This is a genomic window from Roseivivax sp., assembly GCF_054552075.1.
The window spans coordinates 17,124-40,732 of record NZ_JBTOLZ010000006.1 but is presented as its reverse complement, the minus strand read 5'-3'; the positions used below and the strand labels follow the sequence as shown (position 1 = coordinate 40,732).

Sequence of the window (23,609 nt, the reverse complement as noted above, 5' to 3'; positions counted from 1 at the left end):
CCGCCAGGCGCAGCCCATCACCCTCTCACGCCAGCTTCACCAGCGCGTGCCGCTTCTTGCCGGCGGACAGCTTCACCGGCGCGGAGAGCGCGCCCGCGTCGAGCATCATCCCGGCGTCGGTCAGCGGTGCGTCGTCGATCCGCGCGCCGTTGTCCGAGATCAGCCGCTTGGCCTCCTTGCCGGATTTCGCCAGCCCCGCGCGGACGATCAGCTGCACCACCGAGATGCCCTCGGCCACCTCCTCGGCGCTCAGCTCGAGCGTCGGCAGGTCCTCGCCCGCGCCGCCCTTCTCGAAGACCTCGCGGGCGGTGGCCTTGGCGGCCTCGGCGGCCTCGGGCCCGTGGCAAAGCGCGGTGACCTCGTCGGCCAGCACCACCTTGGCCTCGTTGATCTCGGCCCCGTCGAGCGCGCCGAGCCGCTCGCAGTCCTCGACCGGCAGCTCGGTGAAGAGCTTCAGGAAGCGGCCCACGTCGGCATCCATGGTGTTCCGCCAGAACTGCCAGAACTCGTAAGGCGACAGCATGTCGGCGTTGAGCCAGATCGCCCCGCCCGCGGATTTGCCCATCTTGCGCCCGTCCGCGGTGGTCAGAAGCGGCGAGGTCAGCCCGAAGATCTCCTGGTCGAGCACCCGGCGGGTCAGGTCGATGCCGTTGACGATGTTGCCCCATTGGTCCGAGCCGCCCATCTGCAGCGCGCAGCCGTAGCGGCGGTTCAGCTCCAGGAAGTCGTAGGCCTGCAGGATCATGTAGTTGAACTCGAGGAAGGACAGCGACTGCTCGCGGTCGAGCCGCGATTTCACGCTCTCGAAGGACAGCATCCGGTTGACCGAGAAATGCCGCCCGATGTCGCGCAGGAACTCCAGGTAGTTCAGCCCGTCGAGCCATTCGGCGTTGTTCAGCATCAGCGCGGGGTTGTCTTCGCCCACCGCCTCGCCGGTCGAGGGCATGGCGCTCTGCCCGGCGTCGTAGCTCAGGTATTTGGCGAAGACCTGCTGCATGCCGTCGATATTGGCGTCGATCGCCTCGGGCGTCAGCAGCGGCCGCTCGTCGGCGCGGAAGGAGGGATCGCCCACCTTGGTGGTGCCCCCGCCCATCAGCGTGATCGGCTGGTGGCCGCATTTCTGCAGCCAGCGCAGCATCATGATGTTCAGCAGATGCCCGACGTGCAGCGATTTCGCCGTCGCGTCATAGCCGATATAGGCGGTGACCCGCCCGCCCGACAGCGCCTCGTCGAGGCCCTGGTAATCGGTGCAGTCGGCCAGGAAGCCGCGCTCCATCATGACACGCATGAAGTCCGATTTCGGGTGGTAGGTCATGGTCTTTCCTTTCGTCGCCAGACGGTGCGATATAAGGCGGCAGGACAAGGTTTGAAAACCGGTTTTCGAGGCAAGCATGGGCAGGGCGACGGGCGGTCCGATCTGGGCACTGGGAGCGATGTCGGGCACCTCGCTCGACGGGGTGGACGCGGCGATGCTGCGGACCGACGGGCTGCGCATCCACGACTTCGGCGAAACCGCCTATAGGCCCTATACCCCTGAGGAGACCCGGACCCTGCGCGCGGCCCTGGGCTGCTGGCCGGACGCCCCCGAGGTCGCGCCCGCCCGCGCCGTGGTCGAGGCCGCCCATCGCGAGGTGCTGGCGGGCTTTTCGGGCGCCGAGCTTGTCGGCTTCCACGGCCAGACCCTGGCGCATGAGCCGCGCGGGCGCGGCACCCATCAGACCGGCGACGGCGCGGCGCTGGCCGAGGCGCTGGGCCTGCCGGTGGTCTGGGACTTCCGCTCGGCCGACGTGCGGCTCGGCGGCGAGGGCGCGCCGCTCGCGCCCTTCTTCCATTTCGCCTGCGCCAAGTGGATCGGGGCCGAGGCGCCCATGGCCTTCCTGAACCTCGGCGGCTTCGGCAACCTGACCTGGCTCGACCCGCGCTGCCCCGCGCCCGAGGCGCCGGGGGCCTGCCTGGCCTTCGACACCGGCCCCGCCAACGCGCCGATCAACGACCTGATGACCGAGCGCCGGGGCCTGCCCTTCGACGAGGGCGGCGCGCTGGCCTCGGGCGGGCAGGTGGTCGACGGGGCGCTCGAGCTTTTCCTCGAGGAGGGCTATTTCCGCAAGATGCCGCCGAAGTCGCTCGACCGGGACGATTTCGCGCTGATGCTCGATCTCGTGCGCGAGCTGGATGACGCCGATGCCGCCGCCACGATGACCGCCATGGCCGCCGCCGCGGTCATGCAGGGGATGGAGCATTGCCCGGCCCCGCCGGAGCGGCTTTTGGTGACCGGGGGCGGGCGCAAGAACCCCGTGCTGATGGAGATGCTGCGCGCCGGGCTCGACTGCCCGGTCGAGCCGGTGGAGGCCGCGGGGCTCGATGGCGACATGCTCGAGGCCCAGGCCTTTGCCTATCTCGCGGTGCGCGTGGCGCGCGGGCTGCCGACCAGCGGGCCCTCGACCACCGGGGTCCGCGCCGCGGTCGGCGGGGGTGAGGTCTCGCGGCCACAGGGCTAGGCCCGTGAGGGGGCCGAGGGGGGTGCCCGCCCTCGCCGCCGCCCGCGCCGTCCGATAGGCTTGTGCCAAAGGAGCTGCCGTTCCATGACATATCCGCCGAGCCGCCGCGCGCCCCGCGCGGTGCCGTTGTTATTCCCGATGCCGCCCCGCGCGAACAGCTGTCCGGAGCCCGCATGAGCTTTCCCTTCACGCTTCCCACGCCCACCGAACACGGCGATGCGCCGCCGGGACGCGCCGCGGTCGTGGTCATCGGCGGCGGGGTGATCGGCACCACGGCGGCGCTGCACCTGGCGCGCCAGGGCCACGAGGTCGCGCTTCTGGAAAAGGGCCGGATCGCGGCCGAGCAGAGCTCGCGCAACTGGGGCTGGATCCGGGTCCAGGGTCGCGACATGGCCGAGATCCCGATCGCCCAGGAGGCCCAGAACCTCTGGCAGGAGCTCGACACTGCCGCGCGCGGAAGGCTCGGGCTGAAGCAGATCGGTGTGAACTACCTCACCCGCTCCGAGACGAGCCTGGCGAACTACGAAGACTGGCTGACGGAGGCGCGCACCTACGGCGTCTCCTCGCGGATGCTGTCGCGGGCGGAGCTGGGCGAGGCGTTGCCCGGCGCCAAGGCCGACTGGATCGGCGGGCTGCAGACGCCCACCGACCACAAGGCCGAGCCCTGGGTCGCGGTGCCGGAACTGGCCCGCATGGCGCGCGACGCCGGCGCCCGGGTGGTCGAACGCTGCGCGGTCCGCGCCCTCGAGATCGAGGCCGGGCGGGTCACCGGGGTGGTGACCGAGAAGGGCCGGGTGAAATGCGACGCGGTGATCCTCGCAGGCGGGGCCTGGTCCTCGCTCTTCCTGCGCCGTCACGGGGTGTCGATCCCGCAGCTCTCGGTGCGCTCGACAGCGCTCGAGACCGGGCCCCTGCCGCAGGTGACCGGCACCGCGGGCGTCGACGACCGGCTGGCCTTCCGGCCGCGCGCGGACGGCGGCTACACGCTGGCGCCCTCGACCCTCTCCGAGCTCTACCCCGGGCCCGATGCGGTCCGGGCGGTGCGGCAATATCTGCCGGTGCTGCGCCAGGGCGGCTTCGAGGTGAAGCTGCGGCTGCGCGCGCCCGAGGGTTTCCCCGACGGCTGGCGCACGCCCCGGACCTGGGCCGAGGATTCCGCCTCGCCCTTCGAGGCGATGCGCATCCTCAACCCGCCGCCCAACCGCGACAAGGCCGAGGCCGCCGCCCGCGCCTTCGCCGCGACCTTCCCGGAACTGGGCGAGGTGCGGGTCAGGACCGCCTGGGCGGGGATGATCGACGTGCTGCCCGACGTGGTGCCGGTGGTCGACCGGGTCGCCGATCTGCCCGGGCTGACCGTGGCGACCGGCATGTGCGGGCATGGCTTCGGCATCGGCCCGGCCTTCGGGCGGATCGCCGCCGCGCTGGCCCTTGGCGAAGAGCCGGGCCACGACCTGCACCGCTTTCGCCTCTCGCGCTTCTCCGACGGCTCGAAGATGGTGCCAGGCCCGAACCTCTGAGCCCACTTGCGGGCGGGGGCGGGCTCGGGCAGGCTCGCGCCGATCCAACCCCGAGGAGAGCCCCCATGCCGGTCAAGAACCGTTTCGCCGAGCTGCATGAAGAGATCACCGCCTGGCGGCGCGACCTGCACCAGCACCCCGAGATCCTCTACGAGACCCATCGCACCGCCGCCTTCGTGGCCGAGAAGCTGCGCGACTTCGGCTGCGACGAGGTCACCGAGGGCATCGGCCGCACCGGCGTCGTCGGCGTGATCCGCGGCAAGGCCAATGGCTCGGGCCGCACCATCGGGCTGCGCGCCGACATGGACGCCCTGCCGATCCAGGAGGCGACCGGGCTCGACTATGCCTCCAAGACCGAGGGCGCCATGCATGCCTGCGGCCACGACGGCCATACCGCCATGCTCCTGGGCGCGGCCAAGTATCTCTGCGAGACCCGCAACTTCGACGGCACCTGCGTGGTGATCTTCCAGCCCGCCGAAGAGGGCGGCGGCGGCGGCCGCGAGATGTGCGACGACGGGCTGATGGAGCGTTGGGCCATCGAAGAGGTCTACGGCATGCACAACTGGCCCGGCGTGCCGGTCGGCGCCTTCCAGATCCGCCCCGGGCCCTTCTTCGCCGCCACCGATGTCTTCGACATCGTGATCGAGGGGCGGGGCGGCCATGCCGCGAAACCGCACGAGACCGTGGACCCCACGGTGACCGCCGCGCAGGTGGTCACCGCGCTTCAGTCGATCGCCGCGCGCAACGCCGATCCGACCGGGCAGATCGTGGTCTCGGTGACCTCCTTCCAGACCTCCTCGACGGCCTTCAACGTGATCCCGCAGCGGGTGACCCTGCGCGGCACGGTGCGCACTCTCGCGCCCGAGATGCGCGACCTCGCCGAGACCCGGCTGACCGAGATCGCCACCCATACCGCCCGCGCCTTCGGGGCCGAGGCCCGGGTCGACTACCAGCGCAACTACCCGGTCATGGTCAACGCCGAGACCGAGACCGACCATGCCGCCGCCGCGGGGCGCGCCGTGGCGGGCGACTGCGCCGAGGCGCCGCTGATCATGGGCGGCGAGGATTTCGCCTTCATGCTCGAAGAACGGCCCGGGGCCTATATCCTCGTCGGCAACGGCGAGACCGCGGCGGTGCATCACCCCGAGTATGACTTCAACGACGCGGCGATCCCGGCGGGCTGTTCCTTCTGGGCCGAGATCGTGGAGCAGCGCCTGCCCGCGGGCTGAACCCGGGGCCATATCCGCATGAAAAAGCCGCGCCGGGGGCGACCCGGCGCGGCTTTTTTGCGTCTCGCTGTCAGGGCGGCGCCGTCGCGCAGCGCGCCCTGCGGCGCCTCTCCTCAGGCCGCGCGGCGGCGGCGCGAGCGGCGGGGCCGCGTCTTCCCGGCGGGGGAGGCCCCCTGCGGCTTGCCGCGTCCGCGGCCGCCTCCGCCACCACCGCCGCGACGGCGGCCGCCCGGGGCCGGGTCGTTGCCGCCGGCGGGGCGTTCGCCGCTCGCCACCGGCACCGAGACCTTCATGGTCTTCTCGATCGCCGAGAGCAGATCGACCTCCTCGGGGGTGCAGAAGGCGATGGCGGTGCCGTCCCGGCCCGCGCGCGCCGTGCGGCCGATCCGGTGCACGTAGTTCTCGGGCACGTTCGGCAGGTCGTAGTTCACCACGTAAGCCACGCCCGGGATGTCGATGCCGCGGGCGGCCACATCGGTGGCCACCAGCACGGTGATCTCACCCTTGCGGAAGGCGGCGATGGCGCGGTCGCGCTGGCCCTGGCTCTTGTTGCCATGCACCGAGGCGGCCTCGATCCCATGCGCCACGAGCCCCTTCTTGAGCTTCTCCGCGCCGTGCTTGGTGCGGGCGAAGACCAGCGTCAGGGCGCCCTGGTCCTCGGTCAGGATCTCGCGCAGGCGCGCGGGCTTGTCGCCCTTTTCCAGGAAATGCACCTTCTGGTCGACCTTGTCGGCGGCCTTGCCCGGAGGCGCGACCTCGACCCGGCGCGGGTAGTGCAGATAGGCGCGCGAAAGCTCCTCCATCTGCTTCGGCATGGTGGCCGAGAACAGCATGGTCTGGCGCGGCGTGCCGAGATGCGGCGCGATCTGGCGCAGGGCGTGGATGAAGCCCATGTCGAGCATCTGGTCGGCCTCGTCGAGGACCAGGTGATGCACCTGGCCGAGGTCCACCGCGCCGCGCTCCATCAGGTCGATGAGCCGGCCCGGGGTGGCGACCAGGATGTCGGTCCCGCGCGAGAGCGCCTTGATCTGGCGGCCGATCGACTGGCCGCCGACCACGGTGACGACCCGCAGGCGGGTCTCGGAGGTCAGCTTGCCGAGGCCGTCGGCGATCTGGTTCACCAGCTCGCGCGTGGGCGCCAGGATCAGCGCCTTGGCGGTCTTCGGCGCGGGCTTGCCCGGCGCGGCGAGCAGATGCTCGACGAGCGGCAGGCCGAAGGCGAGCGTCTTGCCGGTGCCGGTCTGGGCGAGGCCCAGGACGTCATGGCCCTCGAGCGCCAGCGGGATGGCCTTGTTCTGGATCGGGGTGGGTTGGGTGAGCCCGGCACGGGCCAGGGCGTCGTTGAGGATCGGCGAGAGGCCGAGCATGTCGAAATCGTACAATATCTGTCCTTCAGAGGCGCCGGCCCTCTGGCCGCGCCCGGATCTGGGCCGCATCAGGCGGCCGCGCTGCGGGTCCGCGAGGCCTATGCGCACGGGGGGTGTCCCGCGCTCTCCGGCGTCGCGTCAGGAACCCTGCGTGATGGGGAACTGAATGGCGGTGCACTGGGGCCAGAAGGGCCACGGCAAGCTCACGCGGCTGCGCAGTGCTTCGGGGCAGATGCGCCTTTTTGCCCGCCGCGTCAAGGGGCGGCAGGTGAGAGGCGGGGTTGGGCGTGGCGCATGGCGGGGCGTTTGGGGCTGTCTAGGGCCGGGTGCGAGGGCCACGCTAGGAGGGCGGAGAGCCCGCCCCTCGCCCCCCGTCAGACCATCAACTCGAACCGGTCCACGTCCACCATCCCGCGGTCGGTGATCTTCAAGGACGGGATCACCGGCAGGGCGAGGAAGGCCAATTGCAGGAAGGGCTCGCCCAGGGTCACGCCGAGGCCCTTGGCGGCGGCGCGCAGCTCGTCGAGCCGGGCGCGGACCTCCTCGAAGGGCTCAAGCGACATGAGCCCAGCCACGGGCAGGGCGAGCTCGGCCAGGATCTCGCCGTCGCGGGCGACCGCGAAGCCGCCCTCGATCTCGGAGAGGCGCGCGGCGGCCAGCGCCATGTCGGCGTAATCCACGCCGACGCAGGCGATGTTGTGGTGGTCGTGGCAGACCGTCGAGGCGATGGCCCCGGCCTTGAGCCCGAAGCCGCGAACGAAGCCAGTGGCGATATTGCCGTTCCGCCCGTGCCGTTCGACGACCGCGATGCGGCAGAGGTCACGCTCCGGGTCGGGGCGCTTGTCGCCGTCCTCGGGGGTGATCTCCTCGGTCAGGTGATCGGTCAGGATCTGGCCTTCGCGGATGCCGATCACCGGGGTCTCGGCGCGGTTGCCGGGGGCGCGGAAGGAGGCGGCGCTCAGCGCCGGCGCCTTGACCGAGCCGCGGCCCACCGGCGCGATCTTGCCCCGCGCGGCAAAGGCGGCTTCGGTCACGCGCCGCCCCCCGGCGAAGACCATCTGCGCGCGGCAATCGGCCAGGTCGGGCAGCGCCACGATGTCGGCGCGGTAGCCCGGCGCGATGAGGCCGCGGTCCTTCAGCCCGAAGGCCTCGGCCGCCGAGAGCGAGGCCGCGCGATAGGCCGCGAGCACCGGCGTGCCGAGCGCGATCAGCCGCCGGATCATGTGGTCGAGGTGCCCCTCTTCGCCGATGTCGAGCGGGTTCCGGTCATCGGTGCAGAGGCACATGTAGGGCGCCGTCCGCTCGGTCAGGAGCGGCTGCAGCGCCTCGAGATCCTTGGAGACCGAGCCTTCGCGGATCAACACGCGCATGCCCTTCTGCAGCTTTTCGCGCGCCTCACCGGCACTGGTGGCCTCGTGTTCGGTGCGGATGCCGGCGGTCACATAGGCGTTGAGGTCGCGCCCGGAGAGCAGCGGGCAGTGCCCGTCCATGTGCCCGCCCTCGAAGAGCGCGAGCTTCTCCATCATGCCCGGGTCGCGGTGGATCACCCCGGGGTAGTTCATCACCTCCGCAAGCCCGATGCCCGAGGCATGGCCGCGCAGCGGCGCGAGGTCCTCGGCGGAGAGCTCCGCCCCGGCGGTCTCCATATGGGTCGAAGGCACGCAGGACGACAGCTGCACCCGCAGGTCCAGGAGCAGATGCTCCGAGGCGGCCTGGAAGTAGCGGATGCCATCGGCGCCGATGACATTGGCGATCTCATGCGGGTCGCAGATCGCGGTGGTGACGCCCAAGGGCGTGACGCAGCGGTCGAACTCGAAAGGCGTGACCAGCGAGGATTCGACGTGCAGGTGGGTGTCGATGAAGCCCGGCACCAGGGTGAGGCCCGAGACGTCGATGACCTCGCGCCCTTCGTAGGCGGCGCAGGTGCCGACGATGCGGTCGCCCTGGATGGCGACATCGCCTTCGAGCAGCTCTCCGGTGACCAGGTCGAGGACCCGCCCGCCGCGCAGGACGAGGTCGGCGGGGGTCTCCCCGCGGGCGGCGGCGATCCGGTCGGAGAGGTCGGGCATGGGCGGGGTCCTTCGGGCTTGTGCTGGGGGCGGGCGGTTCGCGCCGGGAGTGTGCCGGGAAACGCGGGCGGGCGCGAGGGGGGAGGTTTGGGGTGGTGAGGGTCGGGGTGGTTTGGTTCGGGTGGTGTGGCGGTGTTGTAGTGGCCGTGTCGCTGTCGCTGTCGCTGTCGCTGTCGCTGTCGTTGTCGTTGTGGTTGTGGTTGTGGTTGTCGGTGTCGGTGTCGGTGTCGGTGTCGGTGTCGGTGTCGGTGTCGGTGTTGCTGTTGGTGCTGGTGTCGGTCGTGGTGTCGTGGTGCGCTCCCCGACAGCGCATTTTCCGCGCCACCCTTGGCCACCCGCACCCTCTTGCGCCCGAATAGCACCGAAGGTGCCGGGCGCGCGCCGGACCGGCCCCTTGGGCCGGCGCTCTTGTGGGCGAGGCGCATAGATCGCCGCTAGTCCTGACCTGGCTGGGATAAAGCACGCAGCTCAGAGGTCAGCAGCGCCGGCCCCCGGTCCGGCGCGCGCCCTCTGTGGTGCGGGGTGAGGGGGGCGCGGGTAGGAGACGTTTGGACTGTGGGGCGGCTTGGTTCGCAAAAGCGGCAAAGGGGCTGTGCTTCGAATGCGGGCCCCAGCCTCAGTCCTCTTCAGCATAGCGGGGTCTCACACCAAATCGGGCGCCCCGGCAGATCCCAACAGCCAGCCCCTCACACCATCAAAAAAAACTCAATCCCGCGCGCGCTTCGCCCCTTCCTCGATCGCCGCGCGCAGGCGGCGCTCGATCACCCGCTGCTTCGAGGGCGTGTAGAACTTCAGCCCGAACATGTCCTTCACGTAGAAGCTGTCGACCACCTGCTCGCCGTAGGTCGCGATCACCGCGCTGGCGATGTAGATGTTCGCCTCGGCCAGCGTCCGGGCGAGATCATAAAGAAGCCCCGGCCGATCCCGCGTGTCGACCTCGATGATCGTGTAGATCTCCGAGCCGTCGTTGTCGAAGGCCACCGAAGTCGGCACCCGGAAGGCGCGCTCGCGCTTCTTGATCTTGTCGCGGGTCTTGATCGCCTCGCGGGCCACGACCTCGCCCTTCAGCGTCTTGTCGATCATCGCGCGCAGGCGGGGCAGGCGGCTGGCCTCGTAGGGATGACCCTCGGCGTCCTGCACCCAGAAGACCGCCGTGGCGAAACCGTCCTTGGAGGTATAGGTCCGCGCGTCCACCACGTTGGCGCCGACCAGCGCCAGCGCGCCCGCGAGCCGGGCGAAGATGCCGGGGTGGTCGACCAGGGCGAAACAGACGCGGGTCGCGTCGCGATCCTCGTCGGGATGGATGTCGATGCGGATCTCGTCGGTGCCGATGCCGCGCAGGAGCTCGGCGAAGATCACATGGGCGGTGACATGCAGACCCTGCCAATAGGGCTCGTAATGCCGCGCGGTCTCGGTGCGCAGGTCCTTCTTGTCCCAGTCCGGGAGCTTCTCGCGCAGGAGCTTCTTGGCCTCGGCGCCGCGGTTCTCGCGGGTGATGGCCTCCATGCCGTCCTCGAGCACCCGGCGGGTCTGGCGGTAGAGCGCGCGCAGAAGCGCGGCCTTCCAGTTGTTCCAGGTGTTCGGCCCGACGCCGCGGATGTCGCAGACGGTCAGCACGCAGAGGAGGTCGAGCCGCTCCTTGGTCTTCACCGCCTTGGCGAAGTCGCGCACCGTGCGCGGATCGGCGATGTCGCGCTTCTGCGCCATGTCGGACATCAGGAGATGATGGCGCACCAGCCATTCCACCGTGGCGCATTCGGACTTGTTGAGCCCGAGCCGCGGCGCCACCACCCGGGCGATCTTGGCGCCGAGGACCGAATGGTCCTCGTCCCGGCCCTTGCCGATGTCGTGCAGAAGCAGCGCCACGTAGAGCACCCGGCGGTTCACCCCGTCCTTGAGGATGGTCGAGGCCACCGGCAGCTCCTCGACCAGGTTGCCCTCCTCGATCTCGGAGAGGTGCCAGATGCACTGGATGGTGTGCTCGTCCACCGTGTAGCTGTGATACATGTTGAACTGCATCATCGCCACGATCGGCTCGAACTCGGGGATGAAGGCCGAGAGCACGCCGAGCTCGTTCATCCGCCGAAGCGCCCGGTCGGGGTTGCCGTGCTTCAGCATCAGGTCGAGGAAGATGCCCTGCGCCTCGCGGGCGTTGCGCATCTCGTCGTCGATCAGATGCAGGTTGGCCTGGATCAGCCGCATCGCGTCGGGGTGGATCAGGAGCCCCGTGCGCAGCGCCTCGGAATAGAGCCGCAGGATGTTCATCTTGTCCGAGAGGAAGGCGTCCTCGTCGGCGATGGCGAGCCGGCCGTTGGTGACCTCGTAGCCGCTGCGCACCTTGGGCGGGCGGTTGAAGATCCGCGCCAGGAGCGGCGCCTCCTTCTTCTGGTCGGCCTCGAGCGAGGTCAGCACGATGCGGGTCATGTCGCCCACCGCCACGGCGTGGCGGAAATAGGTCTGCATGAAGATCTCGACCCCGCGCCGTCCGCCGCGGTCGGTGAAGCCCAGGCGTTCGGCGACCTCGACCTGCATGTCGAAGGTGAGCTGCTCCATGGCCCGGCCCGCGACCAGGTGCAGGTGGCAGCGCACCGCCCAGAGGAAGGCCTCGGCCTCGACGAAGGTGCGGTATTCCTCGGGGCGGAAGACGCCCTGGTTCAGCAGCGCCGCCGCATCCTCGGTGTGATGCACGTATTTCAGTATCCAGTAGAGCGATTGCAGGTCGCGCAGCCCGCCCTTGCCCTCTTTCACGTTGGGCTCGACCACGTAGCGCTGGCCGCCCTGCTTCATGTGGCGCGCGTCGCGCTCCTCGAGCTTGGCGGCGACGAACTCGCTTTCGGTGCCGAGGAAGAGATCCGCCCGCAGCCGGGTCTCCAGCTCCTCGGACAGCGCCGCATGGCCGGTCAGATGCCGCGATTCGAGCATCGCGGTGCGGATGGTGAAGTCCTCGGACCCGAGCCGCAGGCAGTCCTTCACCGTGCGCGAGGCATGGCCGACCTTCAGCTTCAGATCCCAGAGGATGTAGAGCATCGATTCGATGACGCTCTCGGCCCAGGCGGTGATCTTGTAGGGCGTCAGGAACAGCAGATCGACGTCCGAGAAGGGCGCCATCTCGCCGCGCCCGTAGCCGCCGACGCCCAGGACCGCGATGCGCTGGGCCTCGGTGGGATTGGGCATGACATGCAGCACCTCGGTGGCCACTTCGAAGGCCAGGGCGACGATGCAATCGGTGACATGGGTATAGGCGCGGGTGGTCTCGCGGGCGCGGAAGGGCGCCTCTGCGAAGGCTTCCGCGATGCGGGCCCGGCCGCGGCTCTGGGCCGCGGCGAGGCGTTTCACGGTGATCTCGCGCACGGCGCGCTCGCCCTCGGCGGCGGCACCGGCCTCGGAGAGCGCCGCCCGGAGCGCGGCGCGCTCGGCCTCGAGATCGAGGATCTCGGCGACCGGCGCGACCAGCTCGGGTGGCTCCGGGGTCTGGGTCGGGGGCTCCTCAGAAGCCTGCGCCACCGAAGGCGCGCGGGGCGGGGTCAATGATGCTCACCTGCTGGTTCTCGATGGTCGCCACGGCCAGGCCGCGTTGATTGGTGCCGTCGTTCAGCAGCCGGAATACACCGGTCGCCCCCTGGAAGCCAGCGCCCTGGGTCAGCCCGGCGCGGTCGACCGAGGCGCCCTGGCGGACCAGCGCGCCGATGGCGGCCACCCCGTCGAAGGCGAGCGGGGCCAGCGGATGCGGGCTGGCGCCATAGGCCTCGGTGTAGCGGGCCTCGAACTGCGCCATGGCGTTGCGGTCGGGCAGGGTGAACCAGGCGCCCTCGACGCCGGGCAGGCGGAAGCCGTCGGGACGCGAATCCCAGCGGGTCATGCCCATGTATTGCACCGCGGTCGGGTCGATGCCCTGTTCCGGCGCGAGCTGCAGCACCACCGAGAGGCCGCCTTCCCAGCTGTCGGTCAGGAAAAGCGCATCCGCCGTGCCGGCATCGACCAGCGGCTGCACGCGGCCGATGGCCGAGGTCAGGCTTTCGGTGTTGAGCGCATAGGCCTCGCTGCCGACCACCCGGGCGCCATGGGTCGCGGCGGCGGATTGCACGGCGGTGCGGCCGATCTGGCCCGCGACATTGTCCTGGTAGAGCACCGCGATGTCGTCGCGCCCGCGGCTCGCGCCGTAGCCGACCAGCCGGTCGGCGGCGTTCTCGAAGGTCTGGCCGAGCACGAAGAGGTTGCCGCCGGCGATGGTGGGGTTGTTGGAGAAGCTCAACACGTTGACCCCGTCGTCGGCCACCGCGATGGCCGCGGCATTGGCCGCCTCGCCGTAGAGCGGGCCGAGGATCACCACCGCGCCCTCGTCGACCGCCTGCTGGGCGACCGCCGAGGCGGTGGCGGGCTGGCCGGCGGTGTCATAGACCCGCAGGTCGACGCTGACCCCGCCGAGGTTCTGGCTCGCCAGGCGCGCGGCATTCTCGAGATCGCGCGGGATGGTCCCGGCGTTGGCGTCCGAGCGCGGCACCAGGAGCGCCACCGGCACCGGCTGGCTGGCGTCGAGCCGTGCGCCCCCGCCGCCCGAGGGCAGCGCCCCGAAGTTGGTGGCTTCGCAGGCGGTCAGCGCGGCGAGGCCCAGGAGCCCCGCGGGTAAGCGGAGCGCCTTGCGGGCGGCATGAAACAGAGCAAACATTGTGATCGGGCTCCCTCGGTCCGTGTATTGCCGCGGTCGGGCGTGTGGGGGGCCCGCGCGGAGGTCTGTCGGCTTCCGAGCAGAATAGTGTAGCGGGAATACAGGTCCAACCATGAAACCGGACAAAGGCGGGCTTTCGCCCGGGTTGACGCTGGTCGCGACGCCGATCGGGAACGCGCGCGACATCACGCTGCGCGCGCTCGACGTGCTGGCGGAGGCCGATGTGCTGGCGGCCGAGGACACCCGCGCGCTGCGGCGGCTGCTCGAGATCCACGGCGTGGCGCTGAACGGCCGGCCGGTCCTGGCCTACCACGAGCACAACGGGGCGAAGATGCGGCCGCGGCTCCTGGCGGAACTGGCGGCGGGCAAGAGCCTGGCCTATGCCTCCGAGGCGGGCACGCCGATGATCTCGGATCCGGGCTTCGATCTGGCCCGCGCGGTGCAGGAGGCGGGTTTCCCGGTGACCTCGGCGCCCGGGGCCTCGGCGGTGGTGACCGCGCTGACGCTGGCCGGCCTGCCGACCGACCGGTTCTTCTTCGCGGGTTTCCTGCCCAACCAGGCGTCGCAGCGGCGCCGGGCGCTGGGCGAGTTGGCCGATGTGCCGGGCACGCTGGTCTTCTACGAATCGCCCCGGCGGGTGGCGGCGATGCTGGGTGACGCCGCCGAGGTCCTGGGCGGCACGCGGCCCGCGGCGGTGGCCCGCGAGTTGACCAAGCGCTTCGAGGAGCTGCGCCGCGCGCCCCTGGCCGAGCTGGCCGAAAGCTACGCCGAAAGCCCGCCCAAGGGCGAGGTGGTGGTCCTGGTGGACCGCGGGCGTTCGGAGAAAATTAGTGAAATGGATGTAACCAGAAGCCTGGAGACGGCGCTGGAGACGATGTCGGTGCGGGACGCGGCGGATTACGTCGCGGCGATGTACGGCATCCGCAAGCGCCCAGTCTATCAGGAGGCGATGAAGATGCAGAAGGATCGGGACGGGTGACGGGCGCCGCGGGGCAGATGCCGCTCTGGGCGCAAAGCGGCTGTCGGGTCTGGCCGAAGGGGCGGGACGGGGCTGCTGTTGTGTCTGCAGATGTGTCGGTGGCGCGTGACGGCGGGGCGCGCGGGCGTGACGCCCGGGCCCAGGCGGGGGCCGTGGCCTATCACGCAGGCCTGGCCGCCGAGGCGGCGGTGGCCGCCGATTACCACCGTCGTGGTTATGCGCTGGCCGCGACCCGCTGGCGCGGGCGCGGCGGCGAATTGGATCTGGTGCTGCGCGACGGCGACGGGGTGATCTTCGTCGAGGTCAAGAAAAGCCGCAGCTTCGACCGGGCGGCGGAATCCCTGACGCCGCGCCAGGCCGCGCGCATCATGCGCACCGCCGAGGAATTCCTGGGCGGGGAGCCGCGCGGCTCGCTGACCGAGGCGCGGGTGGACGTGGCGCTGGTCAATGCGCACGGCGAGATGCGGGTGATCGAGAACGCGCTGATGGGCTGAGGCGGGTCGGGGTGAAGGCGCCGTGTTCGGTTGTCTTTGCGGAGCGGGCGTTGGGGCCTTCGGGTGCGGACGCTTGACGACCCGGCGCGCCGGCGGGCGCTCAGCATCTCGATGCCGCAGCCATACACCCCGGCGCCTGACCCTCCGCTTGCGCTCCGGCGCGGCATTGCCCCCGGCCGCGCTTTGGCGCATCTCTTGGCCAAGACACAATCCGAGCGCCAAGGGGGCCCCCGCATGAAAGTCGCCATCCAGATGGACCCGATCGAGGCCGTCGACATCAACGCCGACAGCACCTTCCGCATCGCGGAGGAGGCCCAGGCGCGGGGGCATGAGCTCTTCTACTACCGCCCCGACGCGCTGGCCTACCAGGAGGGCGCGGTGACCGCCCGGGGCCAGGCCATGACCCTGCGCCGCAAGGAGGGCGATCATGTCACCCTCGGCGCCCTGGAGGAACGCGACCTGACGGAGTTCGACGTGGTCTGGCTGCGCCAGGACCCGCCCTTCGACATGCATTACATCACCACCACCCACCTGCTGCAGCGGCTCTCGGAGAAGGTGCTGGTGGTCAACGACCCCTTCTGGGTGCGCAATTTCCCCGAGAAGCTCCTGGTCCTCGACTTCCCCGAGCTGACCCCGCCGACCGCCATCGCGCGCGACCTCGCCACGCTCAAGGCCTTCCGCGCCAAGCATGGCGACGTCATCCTCAAGCCGCTCTACGGCAACGGCGGGGCGGGGATCTTCAAGCTCTCGGTCGAGGACGGCAACTTGTCCTCGCTGCACGAGATGTTCACCGGCTTCTCGCGCGAGCCCTTGATCGTGCAGAAATACCTGCCTGCGGTCTCCAAGGGCGACAAGCGCATCATCCTGGTCGACGGCGAGCCCGTCGGCGCGATCAACCGGGTGCCGGCCAAGGGCGAGGTGCGCTCCAACATGCATGTCGGCGGCCGCCCCGAGAAGGTGGCCCTGACCGACCGCGACCGCGAGATCTGCGCCGCCATCGGCCCGCACCTGCGCGAGCACGGCCAGATCTTCGTCGGCATCGACGTGATCGGCGACTATCTCACCGAGATCAACGTGACCTCGCCCACCGGCCTCCAGGAGCTCGAGCGGTTCGACGGCGTCAATGTCACCGCCCGCATCTGGGAGGCGATCGAAGCGCGCCGCGGATGAGCTGGCAGGCCCGGCTTTTCGACAAGCCCCTGCGCTACGTCGTGAAGCCGCTCCTGGCGCGGCTGATCGACCCCGCGCGGGCGGGCCGGGTCGACCTCTTCCGCAGGCTGTTGCGGCGCCCGCCCTACCTGCGCCACCTGGTCCGGCCGGGCGGGCTGCACTGGATCAGCACCGGGCCCTGCCGGGGCGGGGCGGTGATCCTCTATTTTCACGGCGGCGGCTATGTGGCGGGCAGCCCCGAGGGCTACCTCGGGCCGCTCGGGCTGCTCTCGGGGCTGGCGGGCATCGAGGTCTGCGCCCCGCGCTACCGCCGCGCGCCCCGGCATGTCTTTCCCGCCGCCTTCGAGGACGCCCGCGCCGCCTGGGACCGGCTGATCGCCCAGGGCTATGCGCCGGGGCAGATCGTCCTGGGCGGCGATTCGGCAGGCGGCGGGCTGGCGCTGGCGCTGCTTGGCGCGCTTTGCCGCGCCGGCACGCCGCCGCGCGGGGCTTTCGCCTTCTCGCCCTGGACGGATCTCGCGCTGACCGGCGAGAGCCTGCATCTCAACGCCGAGGCCGACCCGGTCCTGCCCGCGGGCCGGCTGGGCGAGGTGGCGGGGCTCTATCTCGGCGGCGCGGATCCGCGCGACCCCCGGGCCTCGGCGCTCTACGGGGACTTCCCGGGCTGCCCGCCGGTCTTCCTGCAATACGGCGCGGGCGAGATCCTGCGCGACGACAGCACCCGCATGGCGGCCCGGCTGCGCGACTTCGGGGCCGAGATCACCGAGGAGGCGCGGCCGGATCTGCCGCATGTCTGGCAGCTCTTCGACGGCTACCTGCCCGAGGCGCGGGAGAGTCTGGAGGTGACGGCGGGTTGGCTGCGGGAGGTTTTCGATGCGGCGGGCGAGGGGTAGGGCGCGGCGCGGGAGACTTTCAGCGTAGCCCGGCAGGAGTTGGGCGCGGCGTGGGACAAGGCGGAGCGCGGAACGCGAGACATATAACGTGGTCCGAAAGGGGCAGGGCGCAAAGAGCTTGGAGATCCTGGGGCCGAGCCTCGGGGCGCGTTCATCGAAGAGGCCCGCCCGCACGGGCTCACTCCCCCTCCATCTCCGCTCCACTCCATCCCCGCTCCCCTCAATGCCAACGCCGCCCGCCCCTCAATCCTCCCGCGCGCCGATCAGCCGGTAGGACAGCGCCTCGGCCAGATGCGGGCGGCGGATCGCGGCGCTGCCGTCGAGGTCGGCGATGGTCCGCGCCACCCGCAGCACCCGGTGGTAGCCCCGCGCCGAGAGCCCGAAGCGCCGCGCCGCCGCGCTGACCAGTGTGCGGCCTTCGGCGTCGAGCGGCGCCACCGCCTCGAGCTGGGCGCCGCTGGCGTCGGCATTGGTGCGCACCTGCGCCGCGTCCGCGTAGCGCGCCGCCTGGACCGCGCGGGCCTCAGCCACCCGCGCCGCGACCTCGGCGCTGCCCTCGCCCGCGGGCGGCGCGTCGAGATCCTCGATCGCGACCGGCGGGACCTCGATGCGCAGGTCGAAGCGGTCCATCAGCGGCCCCGATATCCGGCCCAGGTAGTCCTCGCCGCAGGCCGGGGCGCGGGTGCAGGCGCGGGCGGCGTCGGAAAGATAGCCGCAGCGGCAGGGGTTGGCGGCGGCGACCAGCAGGAAGCGGCAGGGATAGGTCACATGCGCCCGGGCGCGGGCGACCATGACCTCGCCGGTCTCGATCGGCTGGCGCAGGGTCTCGAGCACGCTGCGCGAGAACTCCGGCAGCTCGTCGAGGAACAGCACCCCGTTGTGCGCGAGGCTGACCTCGCCGGGGAGCGCCTGCCGCCCGCCGCCGACGATCGCCGCCATGGAGGCGGTGTGATGCGGCGCGCGGAAGGGGCGCTGGCGCGAGATCCCGCCCTCGTCGATCTCGCCGGCGCGCGAGCGCACCATCGAGGTTTCCAGCGCCTCGGTCGGCGAGAGCGGCGGCAGGAGCCCCGGCAGCCGCGCCGCCAGCATCGACTTGCCCGAACCCGGCGTGCCGAGCAGCATCAGGTGGTGCCGCCCCGCCGCCGCGATCTCGAGCGCGCGCTTGCCGCGCTCCTGGCCCTTCACGTCGCGCAGGTCCTGGGGGGCGGGGCCGTCGCTCACCTCGCCGGCCTCGGCCGGGGCCAGCGGCGCCTGGCCGGTCACATGCTGGACCACTTCCAGAAGCGAGGCCGCGCCGATCACCTGGCAGGCGGCGACCCAGGCGGCCTCGGCGCCCGAGCCGCGCGGGCAGATCAGCCCGCGCCCCTCCTCGGCGGCGGTCAGCGCCGCGGGCAAGGCGCCGGCCACCGGCACCAGCGCTCCGTCGAGCGACAGCTCGCCCAGCGCCAGCGACCCCGCCACCGCGTCGCGCGGCAGGACCTCGATCGCGGCCAAGAGGCTGAGCGCGATGGCCAGGTCGAAATGCGCCCCCTCCTTCGGCAAGGCCGCGGGCGAGAGGTTCACCGTGATCCGCCGCGAGGGCAGCGAGATCGACAGCGCCGAGAGCGCCGAGCGCACCCGGTCGCGCGCCTCGGAGACCGCCTTGTCGGGCAGGCCCACCACCGAGAAGGCCGGCATGCCCGGGGTCAGGGCGCATTGCACCTCCACGGTGCGGGCCGAAAGGCCGTCGAAGGCGACCGTATAGGCGGCGGCTTGCATGCTCCGGAGGCCCCAACTGGCGAATGCGCGCGCATAGCCTCGGAAAAAAGGGTTACCGCACCCTTAACGTGCGCCAACGCACAGTTGCGGTAAGTGACGGTGCGCAAGGCGGAATCCACGCGCGCTGTCATCTGCCCTTAGCATTTCTTGCGCAATTTCCACCCCCACGGGAAATTTTTTGGAAACTGATTTCGATCCACCCGCGTTTCCACCCCGTAGATCATAACGTGGGTGCACAAGGACACCTTCGATCATAGCGGGGAGCAACAATGGCTTTAGACGCATTCAACGATCAGACCTTGTCGCGGCGGGCCATGAAGGCCGAACTCCTGGATGCGGAGACCGAGCTGAAACTGGCCTATGCCTGGCGCGATGAGCGCGACGAGGCGGCGCTGCATCGGCTGATCACGGCCTACATGCGTCTGGCGATCTCCATGGCGGCGAAGTTCAAGCGCTACGGCGCGCCGATGAACGACCTGATCCAGGAGGCGGGCCTGGGCCTGATGAAGGCCGCCGACAAGTTCGACCCCGATCGCGGCGTGCGTTTCTCGACCTATGCGGTCTGGTGGATCAAGGCCTCGATCCAGGACTACGTGATGCGCAACTGGTCGATGGTGCGCACCGGCTCGACCTCGAGCCAGAAGTCGCTGTTCTTCAACATGCGCCGGGTGCAGGCCCGGATCGAGCGCGAGGCGGCGGCCAACGGCGAGTCCCTCGACCGGCACCAGCTGCGGCAGATGATCTCGACCGAGATCGGCGTGCCGCTGCATGACGTCGAGATGATGGAGGGCCGGCTCTCGGGGTCCGACTACTCGCTGAACGCGACCCAGTCGGTCGACGAAGAGGGCCGCGAGTGGATCGACGCCCTCGAGGACGAAAGCGCCCAGGCCTCGGAGCTGGTCGAGAACACCCATGACACCGACCAGCTGCGCGAATGGCTGGTGGTCGCCATGCAGCAGCTCAACGACCGCGAGCGATTCATCGTCCGCGAGCGCAAGCTGAAGGAAGAGACCCGCACCCTCGAGAGCCTCGGCAACGAGCTGGGCCTGTCGAAGGAGCGCGTCCGCCAGCTCGAGGCGGCGGCCTTCCAGAAGATGCGCAAGACGCTGGAAAGCCAGTCCCGCGAGGTGCGTGCATTCCTCGTCTGACGCTCTGGGCCCTTGCCCCGGTTCTGATCGCCGCCACCGCCCATGCGGATGGCGGCGTTCTTGCCTCGGGCGAGGTGATCTTCCTGGGCGAGCAGCACGACAACCCCGCTCACCACGCGCGCCAGGCCGAGATCGTGGGTGAACTGGACCCCCGGGCGCTGGTCTTCGAGATGCTGACGCCGGAGCAGGCGGGGCGGATCACCCCTGCGCTGATCGCCGAGGAAGCTGCGCTCGAGGCGGCGCTGGGCTGGAACGCCAGCGGCTGGCCGGATTTCTCCATGTATTACCCGATCTTCGCCGCCGCCCCCGAGGCGGCCTACTTCGGCGCGGCGGTCCCGCGCGAAGAGGCCCGCGCCGCCATGGAGACCGGGCCGGTCGCGAGCTTCGGCCCGGAGGCCGCGCGCTACGGGCTCGACCGCGCCCTGCCGCCCGCGGAGCAATCCGCCCGCGAGGCGCTTCAGGCCGAGGCCCATTGCGACGCGCTGCCCGAGGAGATGCTGCCCGTCATGGTCGAGATCCAGCGCCTGCGCGACGCGCGGCTGGCCGAGGCGGCGCTGATGGCGCTTGAGGACGCGGGCGCGCCCGTCGCGGTGATCACCGGCAACGGCCACGCCCGGCCCGATTGGGGCGCCCCGGCGCTTCTGGCCCGCGCGGCCCCCGGCACCCGGATCGCCACGCTCGGCCAGGGCGAGACCGGCGGGCCGCCCTTGCCCCCGGGCTTCGACCGCGTCGAAGAGGCCCCGCCCGTCGACCGGGGCGATCCCTGCGCGGCCTTCCGATGAGCACCGCTTGTGCCCGGAAGCCCGCCTCTTTAGACCAGACAGAGATGTCGTGAGAGGCGGGCCATGCTGCAGGGAAAACGCATCCTTCTGGTGATCGGCGGCGGGATCGCCGCCTACAAGAGCCTCGATCTGATCCGCAGGCTGCGCGAGCGCGGCGCTTCGGTGACCCCGGTCCTGACCCGGGCGGGGGCGGAGTTCGTCACCCCGCTGTCGGTCTCGGCCTTGGCCGGGGCCGAGGTGCACCAGGAGCTTTTCGATCTGACCCAGGAGGCCCAGATGGGCCATATCCAGCTGAGCCGGGTGGCCGACCTCGTGGTCGTGGCGCCGGCGACGGCGGATCTCATGGCGAAGATGGCGCAGGGCCGCGCCGAGGACCTGGCGACCACGCTGCTGCTGGCGACCGACACGCCGGTGCTGATCGCGCCCGCGATGAACGTGCGGATGTGGGAGCATCCCGCGACCCAGCGCAACATCGCGACGCTAGCGGGCGACGGGGTGACCATGGTGGGTCCGAATTCCGGCGACATGGCCTGTGGCGAACACGGGCCCGGGCGGATGTCCGAGCCGCTCGAGATCGTCGCCGCCATCGAGGCGCGGCTCGCTGCCGGGCCGCTCCGGGGGCGGCGGGTGGTCGTGACTTCGGGGCCCACCCATGAGCCGATCGACCCGGTGCGCTACATCGCCAACCGCTCCTCGGGCGCGCAGGGCACGGCCATCGCCCGGGCGCTGGCGGCCGCCGGGGCCGAGGTGATCTTCGTCACCGGCCCCGCCGATGTGCCGCCGCCCGAGGGTGTCACCCTGGCCCGGGTCGAGACCGCCCGCGAGATGCACGCGGCGGTGATGCAGGCGCTGCCCGCGGATGTCTTCATCGGCGCGGCGGCGGTGGCCGACTGGCGCGTGACCTCGGAGAGCCGCGGCAAGATCAAGAAACAGAAGGGCCAGCTGCCGGTCCTCTCCTTCACCGAGAACCCCGACATCCTGGCCGAGGTCTCGGCGCGCGGCGCAGACCGGCCCGGCCTCGTGGTGGGGTTCGCCGCCGAGACCGACGACGTGCAAGCCCATGCCGAGGCCAAGCGCGCGCGCAAGGGCTGCGACTGGATCCTCGCCAATGACGTCTCGCCCGGGACCGGCATCATGGGCGGCAAGGAGAACGCGGTGGTGCTGATCGGCGCCGAGGGCGCCGAGAGCTGGCCGCGCATGTCCAAGGACGAGGTCGCGCGGAAGCTCGTCGCCCGCATCGCGGAGCATCTGGGTGCGGGCGCGGCTGGACCAGTGGAAGCGCCGGGTGCCGCCCCGAACGGCGGCGCTGGGCACGCGGCCCCGTCGAACCAAGGCGACACCACCCGCGACACCGGGCCAACCGGCGGCACCACCCCGCACCGCGACGCCCCCGAGGGCGAGGCATGAGCCGCCCCCGCGTCGAGATCACCTGGGAGCCCGAGGCCGACCGCAGCCTCGGCCTGCCGGCCTATGCCACCGAGGGCGCCGCCGGGGCCGACCTGCGCGCCAACCTGCCCGACCGGGGCACGGTGACGCTCGCCCCCGGCGCCCGCGCGCTGATCCCCACCGGCCTGCGCCTCGCGCTGCCCGAGGGCTTTGAGGCGCAGATCCGCCCGCGCTCGGGCCTCGCGCTGAAACACGGGCTGACCCTGCCGAACGCCCCGGGCACCATCGACGCCGATTACCGCGGGCCGCTCGGTGTCATCGTGATGAACGCCGGCAGCGAGACGGTCCGCCTCTCCCACGGCGACCGCGTGGCCCAGATGGTCATCGCCCCGGTCGTGCAGGCGCATTTCTCCGAGGTCGCGGCGCTTGATGCGACCCCGCGCGGCTCGGGCGGCTTCGGCAGCACGGGGCGGCGCTGATGGCGCTGATCCTGGGCCTCGCCGCCGCGCTCTGGGGCATCGGCCACCTCATGGGCGCCCCGGTCCGGGCCCGGATGGCCATGCTGGGCTGTCTCTATGTCGCGGTCCTCGGGCTGCACCTCCTCCTGCCCGCGGGCCACGCGCTGCGCGCCGCCACCGGCGGGACCGCCGCGCCCTGGCTGATCCTGGGCGGCGTCGTGGCGCTGGTCTCGGCCTACCGCCGCGGTCTTGCCGCGCTGCGCGCGCGCGCCGAGGAGAAGGAGGCCGAGGCCACCCCCGAACCCGCCCGCGGCAGCTTCAGCGGCACCGAGCTCGAACGCTACGCCCGCCACATCGTCCTGCGCGAGCTGGGCGGGCCGGGCCAGAAGGCCCTGAAGGAGGCCCGCGTCCTGGTCATCGGCGCCGGCGGGCTCGGCGCGCCCGCGCTGCAATACCTCGCCGCCGCGGGCGTCGGCACCATCGGGGTGATCGACGACGACCGGGTCGAGAACGCCAACCTGCAGCGCCAGGTGATCCACCGCGACGCCGACATCGGCCTGCCCAAGGTCTTCTCCGCCGAGGCCGCCATGCGGGCCCAGAACCCCGCCGTTGAGGTGCGGCCCTACCACCGCCGCCTGACCGAGGAGATCGCCGCCGACCTTTTCGCCGACTACGACCTGGTGCTTGACGGCAGCGATAATTCCGAGACCCGCTACCTGGTCAACCGCGCCGCCCTGGGCGCGGGCCTGCCGCTTGTCTCGGGCGCGCTCAGCCAGTGGGAGGGGCAGCTCTCGGTCTTCGACCCCGCGCGCGGCGGGCCCTGCTACCGCTGTCTTTTCCCCGAACCCGCGGCCCCGGGGCTCGCCCCCTCCTGCGCCGAGGCCGGGGTGCTCGGGCCCTTGCCGGGCGTGGTGGGCTCGATGATGGCGGTGGAGACGGTGAAGCTCATCGCCGGGGCGGGCGCGGTGCTGCGCGGCGAGATGCTGATCTACGACGCGCTCTGGGGCGAGACCCGGAAGATCGCGGTCGCGCGGCGGTCGGATTGCCCGGACTGCGGGGGCTGAGCGGGGGGTTTCCTCGGTGTCATGTCTGGTGGGGTCCGGGCCGCCTGCGGCGTCCCGGACCCGGGCAGGGGGCTCTGCCCCCTCTGCGGGCGTGCCGCCCGCATTCACCCCCGAGGTATTTGGACAAGCTG

General features: G+C 71.3%; 19 protein-coding genes. 13 read left to right on the top strand and 6 right to left on the bottom strand.

The genetic code is table 11. From position 1 onward, the window contains the following. Nucleotides 1–25 precede the first annotated feature (25 nt). Nucleotides 26–1,315 carry a tyrosine--tRNA ligase gene (gene tyrS, locus ACX938_RS06490; RefSeq protein WP_459430432.1) on the bottom strand — a complete coding sequence of 430 codons (1,290 nt, stop codon included), beginning with the start codon at nucleotides 1,313–1,315 and terminating at the stop codon, nucleotides 26–28. A 76-nt stretch (nucleotides 1,316–1,391) separates the two neighbouring features. Between tyrS and ACX938_RS06485 the strand changes: the two genes are divergently transcribed. From ACX938_RS06485 to ACX938_RS06475, 3 genes are all read left to right on the top strand, one after another. Beyond that, a complete protein-coding gene (locus tag ACX938_RS06485) occupies nucleotides 1,392–2,498 on the top strand; it encodes an anhydro-N-acetylmuramic acid kinase (protein ID WP_459430431.1) in 1,107 nt (368 codons plus the stop codon). Between the two features lie 173 nt (nucleotides 2,499–2,671). Continuing rightward, nucleotides 2,672–4,015, top strand: coding sequence for an NAD(P)/FAD-dependent oxidoreductase (locus tag ACX938_RS06480; RefSeq protein WP_459430430.1), 1,344 nt, complete (start codon nucleotides 2,672–2,674; stop codon nucleotides 4,013–4,015). 65 nt (nucleotides 4,016–4,080) lie between these two features. Then, entirely contained in the window at nucleotides 4,081–5,244 is a 1,164-nt protein-coding gene (locus ACX938_RS06475; protein ID WP_232753376.1) for a M20 aminoacylase family protein, read from the top strand. Nucleotides 5,245–5,357: 113 nt separating this feature from the next. Here ACX938_RS06475 and ACX938_RS06470 read toward each other — a convergent pair whose 3' ends face one another. Together ACX938_RS06470 and ade are read right to left on the bottom strand one after the other, a co-directional pair. Further along, nucleotides 5,358–6,626 carry a DEAD/DEAH box helicase gene (locus ACX938_RS06470; protein ID WP_459430429.1) on the bottom strand — a complete coding sequence of 423 codons (1,269 nt, stop codon included), beginning with the start codon at nucleotides 6,624–6,626 and terminating at the stop codon, nucleotides 5,358–5,360. A 359-nt stretch (nucleotides 6,627–6,985) separates the two neighbouring features. After that, entirely contained in the window at nucleotides 6,986–8,680 is a 1,695-nt protein-coding gene (gene ade, locus ACX938_RS06465; protein WP_459430428.1) for an adenine deaminase, read from the bottom strand. A 140-nt stretch (nucleotides 8,681–8,820) separates the two neighbouring features. On the opposite strand from ade, the gene ACX938_RS06460 reads away from it, so the two are divergent. Then, nucleotides 8,821–9,039, top strand: a complete 219-nt coding sequence (locus ACX938_RS06460) for a hypothetical protein (RefSeq protein WP_459430427.1) — start codon at nucleotides 8,821–8,823, stop codon at nucleotides 9,037–9,039. Between the two features lie 346 nt (nucleotides 9,040–9,385). Here the strand turns inward: ACX938_RS06460 and ACX938_RS06455 are convergent, their stop codons facing one another. Together ACX938_RS06455 and ACX938_RS06450 are read right to left on the bottom strand one after the other, a co-directional pair. After that, on the bottom strand, nucleotides 9,386–12,208 hold the full coding sequence (locus ACX938_RS06455) for a [protein-PII] uridylyltransferase (RefSeq protein WP_459430426.1): 2,823 nt from the start codon (nucleotides 12,206–12,208) through the stop codon (nucleotides 9,386–9,388). Then, nucleotides 12,168–13,346 carry a penicillin-binding protein activator gene (locus ACX938_RS06450; RefSeq protein ID WP_232753380.1) on the bottom strand — a complete coding sequence of 393 codons (1,179 nt, stop codon included), beginning with the start codon at nucleotides 13,344–13,346 and terminating at the stop codon, nucleotides 12,168–12,170. Before ACX938_RS06450 ends, ACX938_RS06455 begins: the two co-directional genes overlap by 41 nt. Before the next feature lie 112 nt (nucleotides 13,347–13,458). Here ACX938_RS06450 and rsmI point away from each other — a divergent pair, with 112 nt between their 5' ends. The 4 genes from rsmI to ACX938_RS06430 all read left to right on the top strand — a co-directional run bounded on the left by rsmI (nucleotide 13,459) and on the right by ACX938_RS06430 (nucleotide 16,882). Further along, nucleotides 13,459–14,325: a 16S rRNA (cytidine(1402)-2'-O)-methyltransferase gene (rsmI, locus tag ACX938_RS06445; protein ID WP_459430425.1), complete on the top strand. Its 867-nt coding sequence runs from the start codon at nucleotides 13,459–13,461 to the stop codon at nucleotides 14,323–14,325. A 152-nt stretch (nucleotides 14,326–14,477) separates the two neighbouring features. Then, nucleotides 14,478–14,819, top strand: coding sequence for a YraN family protein (locus ACX938_RS06440; protein WP_459430424.1), 342 nt, complete (start codon nucleotides 14,478–14,480; stop codon nucleotides 14,817–14,819). 234 nt (nucleotides 14,820–15,053) lie between these two features. Further along, nucleotides 15,054–15,989 carry a glutathione synthase gene (gene gshB, locus ACX938_RS06435; RefSeq protein WP_459430423.1) on the top strand — a complete coding sequence of 312 codons (936 nt, stop codon included), beginning with the start codon at nucleotides 15,054–15,056 and terminating at the stop codon, nucleotides 15,987–15,989. Next, on the top strand, nucleotides 15,986–16,882 hold the full coding sequence (locus ACX938_RS06430) for an alpha/beta hydrolase fold domain-containing protein (RefSeq protein ID WP_459430422.1): 897 nt from the start codon (nucleotides 15,986–15,988) through the stop codon (nucleotides 16,880–16,882). Before gshB ends, ACX938_RS06430 begins: the two co-directional genes overlap by 4 nt. A gap of 243 nt (nucleotides 16,883–17,125) precedes the next feature. Here ACX938_RS06430 and ACX938_RS06425 read toward each other — a convergent pair whose 3' ends face one another. Further along, nucleotides 17,126–18,640 (bottom strand): YifB family Mg chelatase-like AAA ATPase, encoded by a 1,515-nt coding sequence (locus ACX938_RS06425; protein WP_459430421.1) that lies wholly within the window; start codon nucleotides 18,638–18,640, stop codon nucleotides 17,126–17,128. A 269-nt stretch (nucleotides 18,641–18,909) separates the two neighbouring features. Here ACX938_RS06425 and ACX938_RS06420 point away from each other — a divergent pair, with 269 nt between their 5' ends. The 5 genes from ACX938_RS06420 to ACX938_RS06400 all read left to right on the top strand — a co-directional run bounded on the left by ACX938_RS06420 (nucleotide 18,910) and on the right by ACX938_RS06400 (nucleotide 23,478). Then, the gene (locus ACX938_RS06420; protein WP_232753386.1) at nucleotides 18,910–19,788 is read left to right on the top strand and encodes an RNA polymerase factor sigma-32; all 879 of its coding nucleotides are present in this window, start codon (nucleotides 18,910–18,912) and stop codon (nucleotides 19,786–19,788) included. Beyond that, nucleotides 19,776–20,570: a ChaN family lipoprotein gene (locus ACX938_RS06415; protein WP_459430564.1), complete on the top strand. Its 795-nt coding sequence runs from the start codon at nucleotides 19,776–19,778 to the stop codon at nucleotides 20,568–20,570. Before ACX938_RS06420 ends, ACX938_RS06415 begins: the two co-directional genes overlap by 13 nt. A gap of 63 nt (nucleotides 20,571–20,633) precedes the next feature. Further along, nucleotides 20,634–21,977 (top strand): bifunctional phosphopantothenoylcysteine decarboxylase/phosphopantothenate--cysteine ligase CoaBC, encoded by a 1,344-nt coding sequence (gene coaBC / locus ACX938_RS06410; protein WP_459430420.1) that lies wholly within the window; start codon nucleotides 20,634–20,636, stop codon nucleotides 21,975–21,977. Beyond that, nucleotides 21,974–22,435 carry a dUTP diphosphatase gene (dut, locus tag ACX938_RS06405; RefSeq protein ID WP_459430419.1) on the top strand — a complete coding sequence of 154 codons (462 nt, stop codon included), beginning with the start codon at nucleotides 21,974–21,976 and terminating at the stop codon, nucleotides 22,433–22,435. The genes coaBC and dut overlap by 4 nt, the downstream gene beginning before the upstream one ends. After that, a complete protein-coding gene (locus tag ACX938_RS06400; protein WP_459430418.1) occupies nucleotides 22,435–23,478 on the top strand; it encodes a HesA/MoeB/ThiF family protein in 1,044 nt (347 codons plus the stop codon). Before dut ends, ACX938_RS06400 begins: the two co-directional genes overlap by 1 nt. Nucleotides 23,479–23,609: the final 131 nt, after the last annotated feature.

Coding starts and splice junctions, on each gene's coding strand:
- ade (WP_459430428.1), bottom strand. CDS start 8,680: ATGCCCGACCTCTCCGACCGGATCGCCGCCGCCCGCGGGGAGACCCCC.
- ACX938_RS06425 (WP_459430421.1), bottom strand. CDS start 18,640: ATGCAAGCCGCCGCCTATACGGTCGCCTTCGACGGCCTTTCGGCCCGC.
- ACX938_RS06475 (WP_232753376.1), top strand. CDS start 4,081: ATGCCGGTCAAGAACCGTTTCGCCGAGCTGCATGAAGAGATCACCGCC.
- dut (WP_459430419.1), top strand. CDS start 21,974: ATGAGCCGCCCCCGCGTCGAGATCACCTGGGAGCCCGAGGCCGACCGC.
- tyrS (WP_459430432.1), bottom strand. CDS start 1,315: ATGACCTACCACCCGAAATCGGACTTCATGCGTGTCATGATGGAGCGC.
- ACX938_RS06485 (WP_459430431.1), top strand. CDS start 1,392: ATGGGCAGGGCGACGGGCGGTCCGATCTGGGCACTGGGAGCGATGTCG.
- coaBC (WP_459430420.1), top strand. CDS start 20,634: ATGCTGCAGGGAAAACGCATCCTTCTGGTGATCGGCGGCGGGATCGCC.
- gshB (WP_459430423.1), top strand. CDS start 15,054: ATGAAAGTCGCCATCCAGATGGACCCGATCGAGGCCGTCGACATCAAC.
- ACX938_RS06420 (WP_232753386.1), top strand. CDS start 18,910: ATGGCTTTAGACGCATTCAACGATCAGACCTTGTCGCGGCGGGCCATG.
- ACX938_RS06400 (WP_459430418.1), top strand. CDS start 22,435: ATGGCGCTGATCCTGGGCCTCGCCGCCGCGCTCTGGGGCATCGGCCAC.
- ACX938_RS06430 (WP_459430422.1), top strand. CDS start 15,986: ATGAGCTGGCAGGCCCGGCTTTTCGACAAGCCCCTGCGCTACGTCGTG.
- ACX938_RS06480 (WP_459430430.1), top strand. CDS start 2,672: ATGAGCTTTCCCTTCACGCTTCCCACGCCCACCGAACACGGCGATGCG.
- rsmI (WP_459430425.1), top strand. CDS start 13,459: ATGAAACCGGACAAAGGCGGGCTTTCGCCCGGGTTGACGCTGGTCGCG.
- ACX938_RS06450 (WP_232753380.1), bottom strand. CDS start 13,346: ATGTTTGCTCTGTTTCATGCCGCCCGCAAGGCGCTCCGCTTACCCGCG.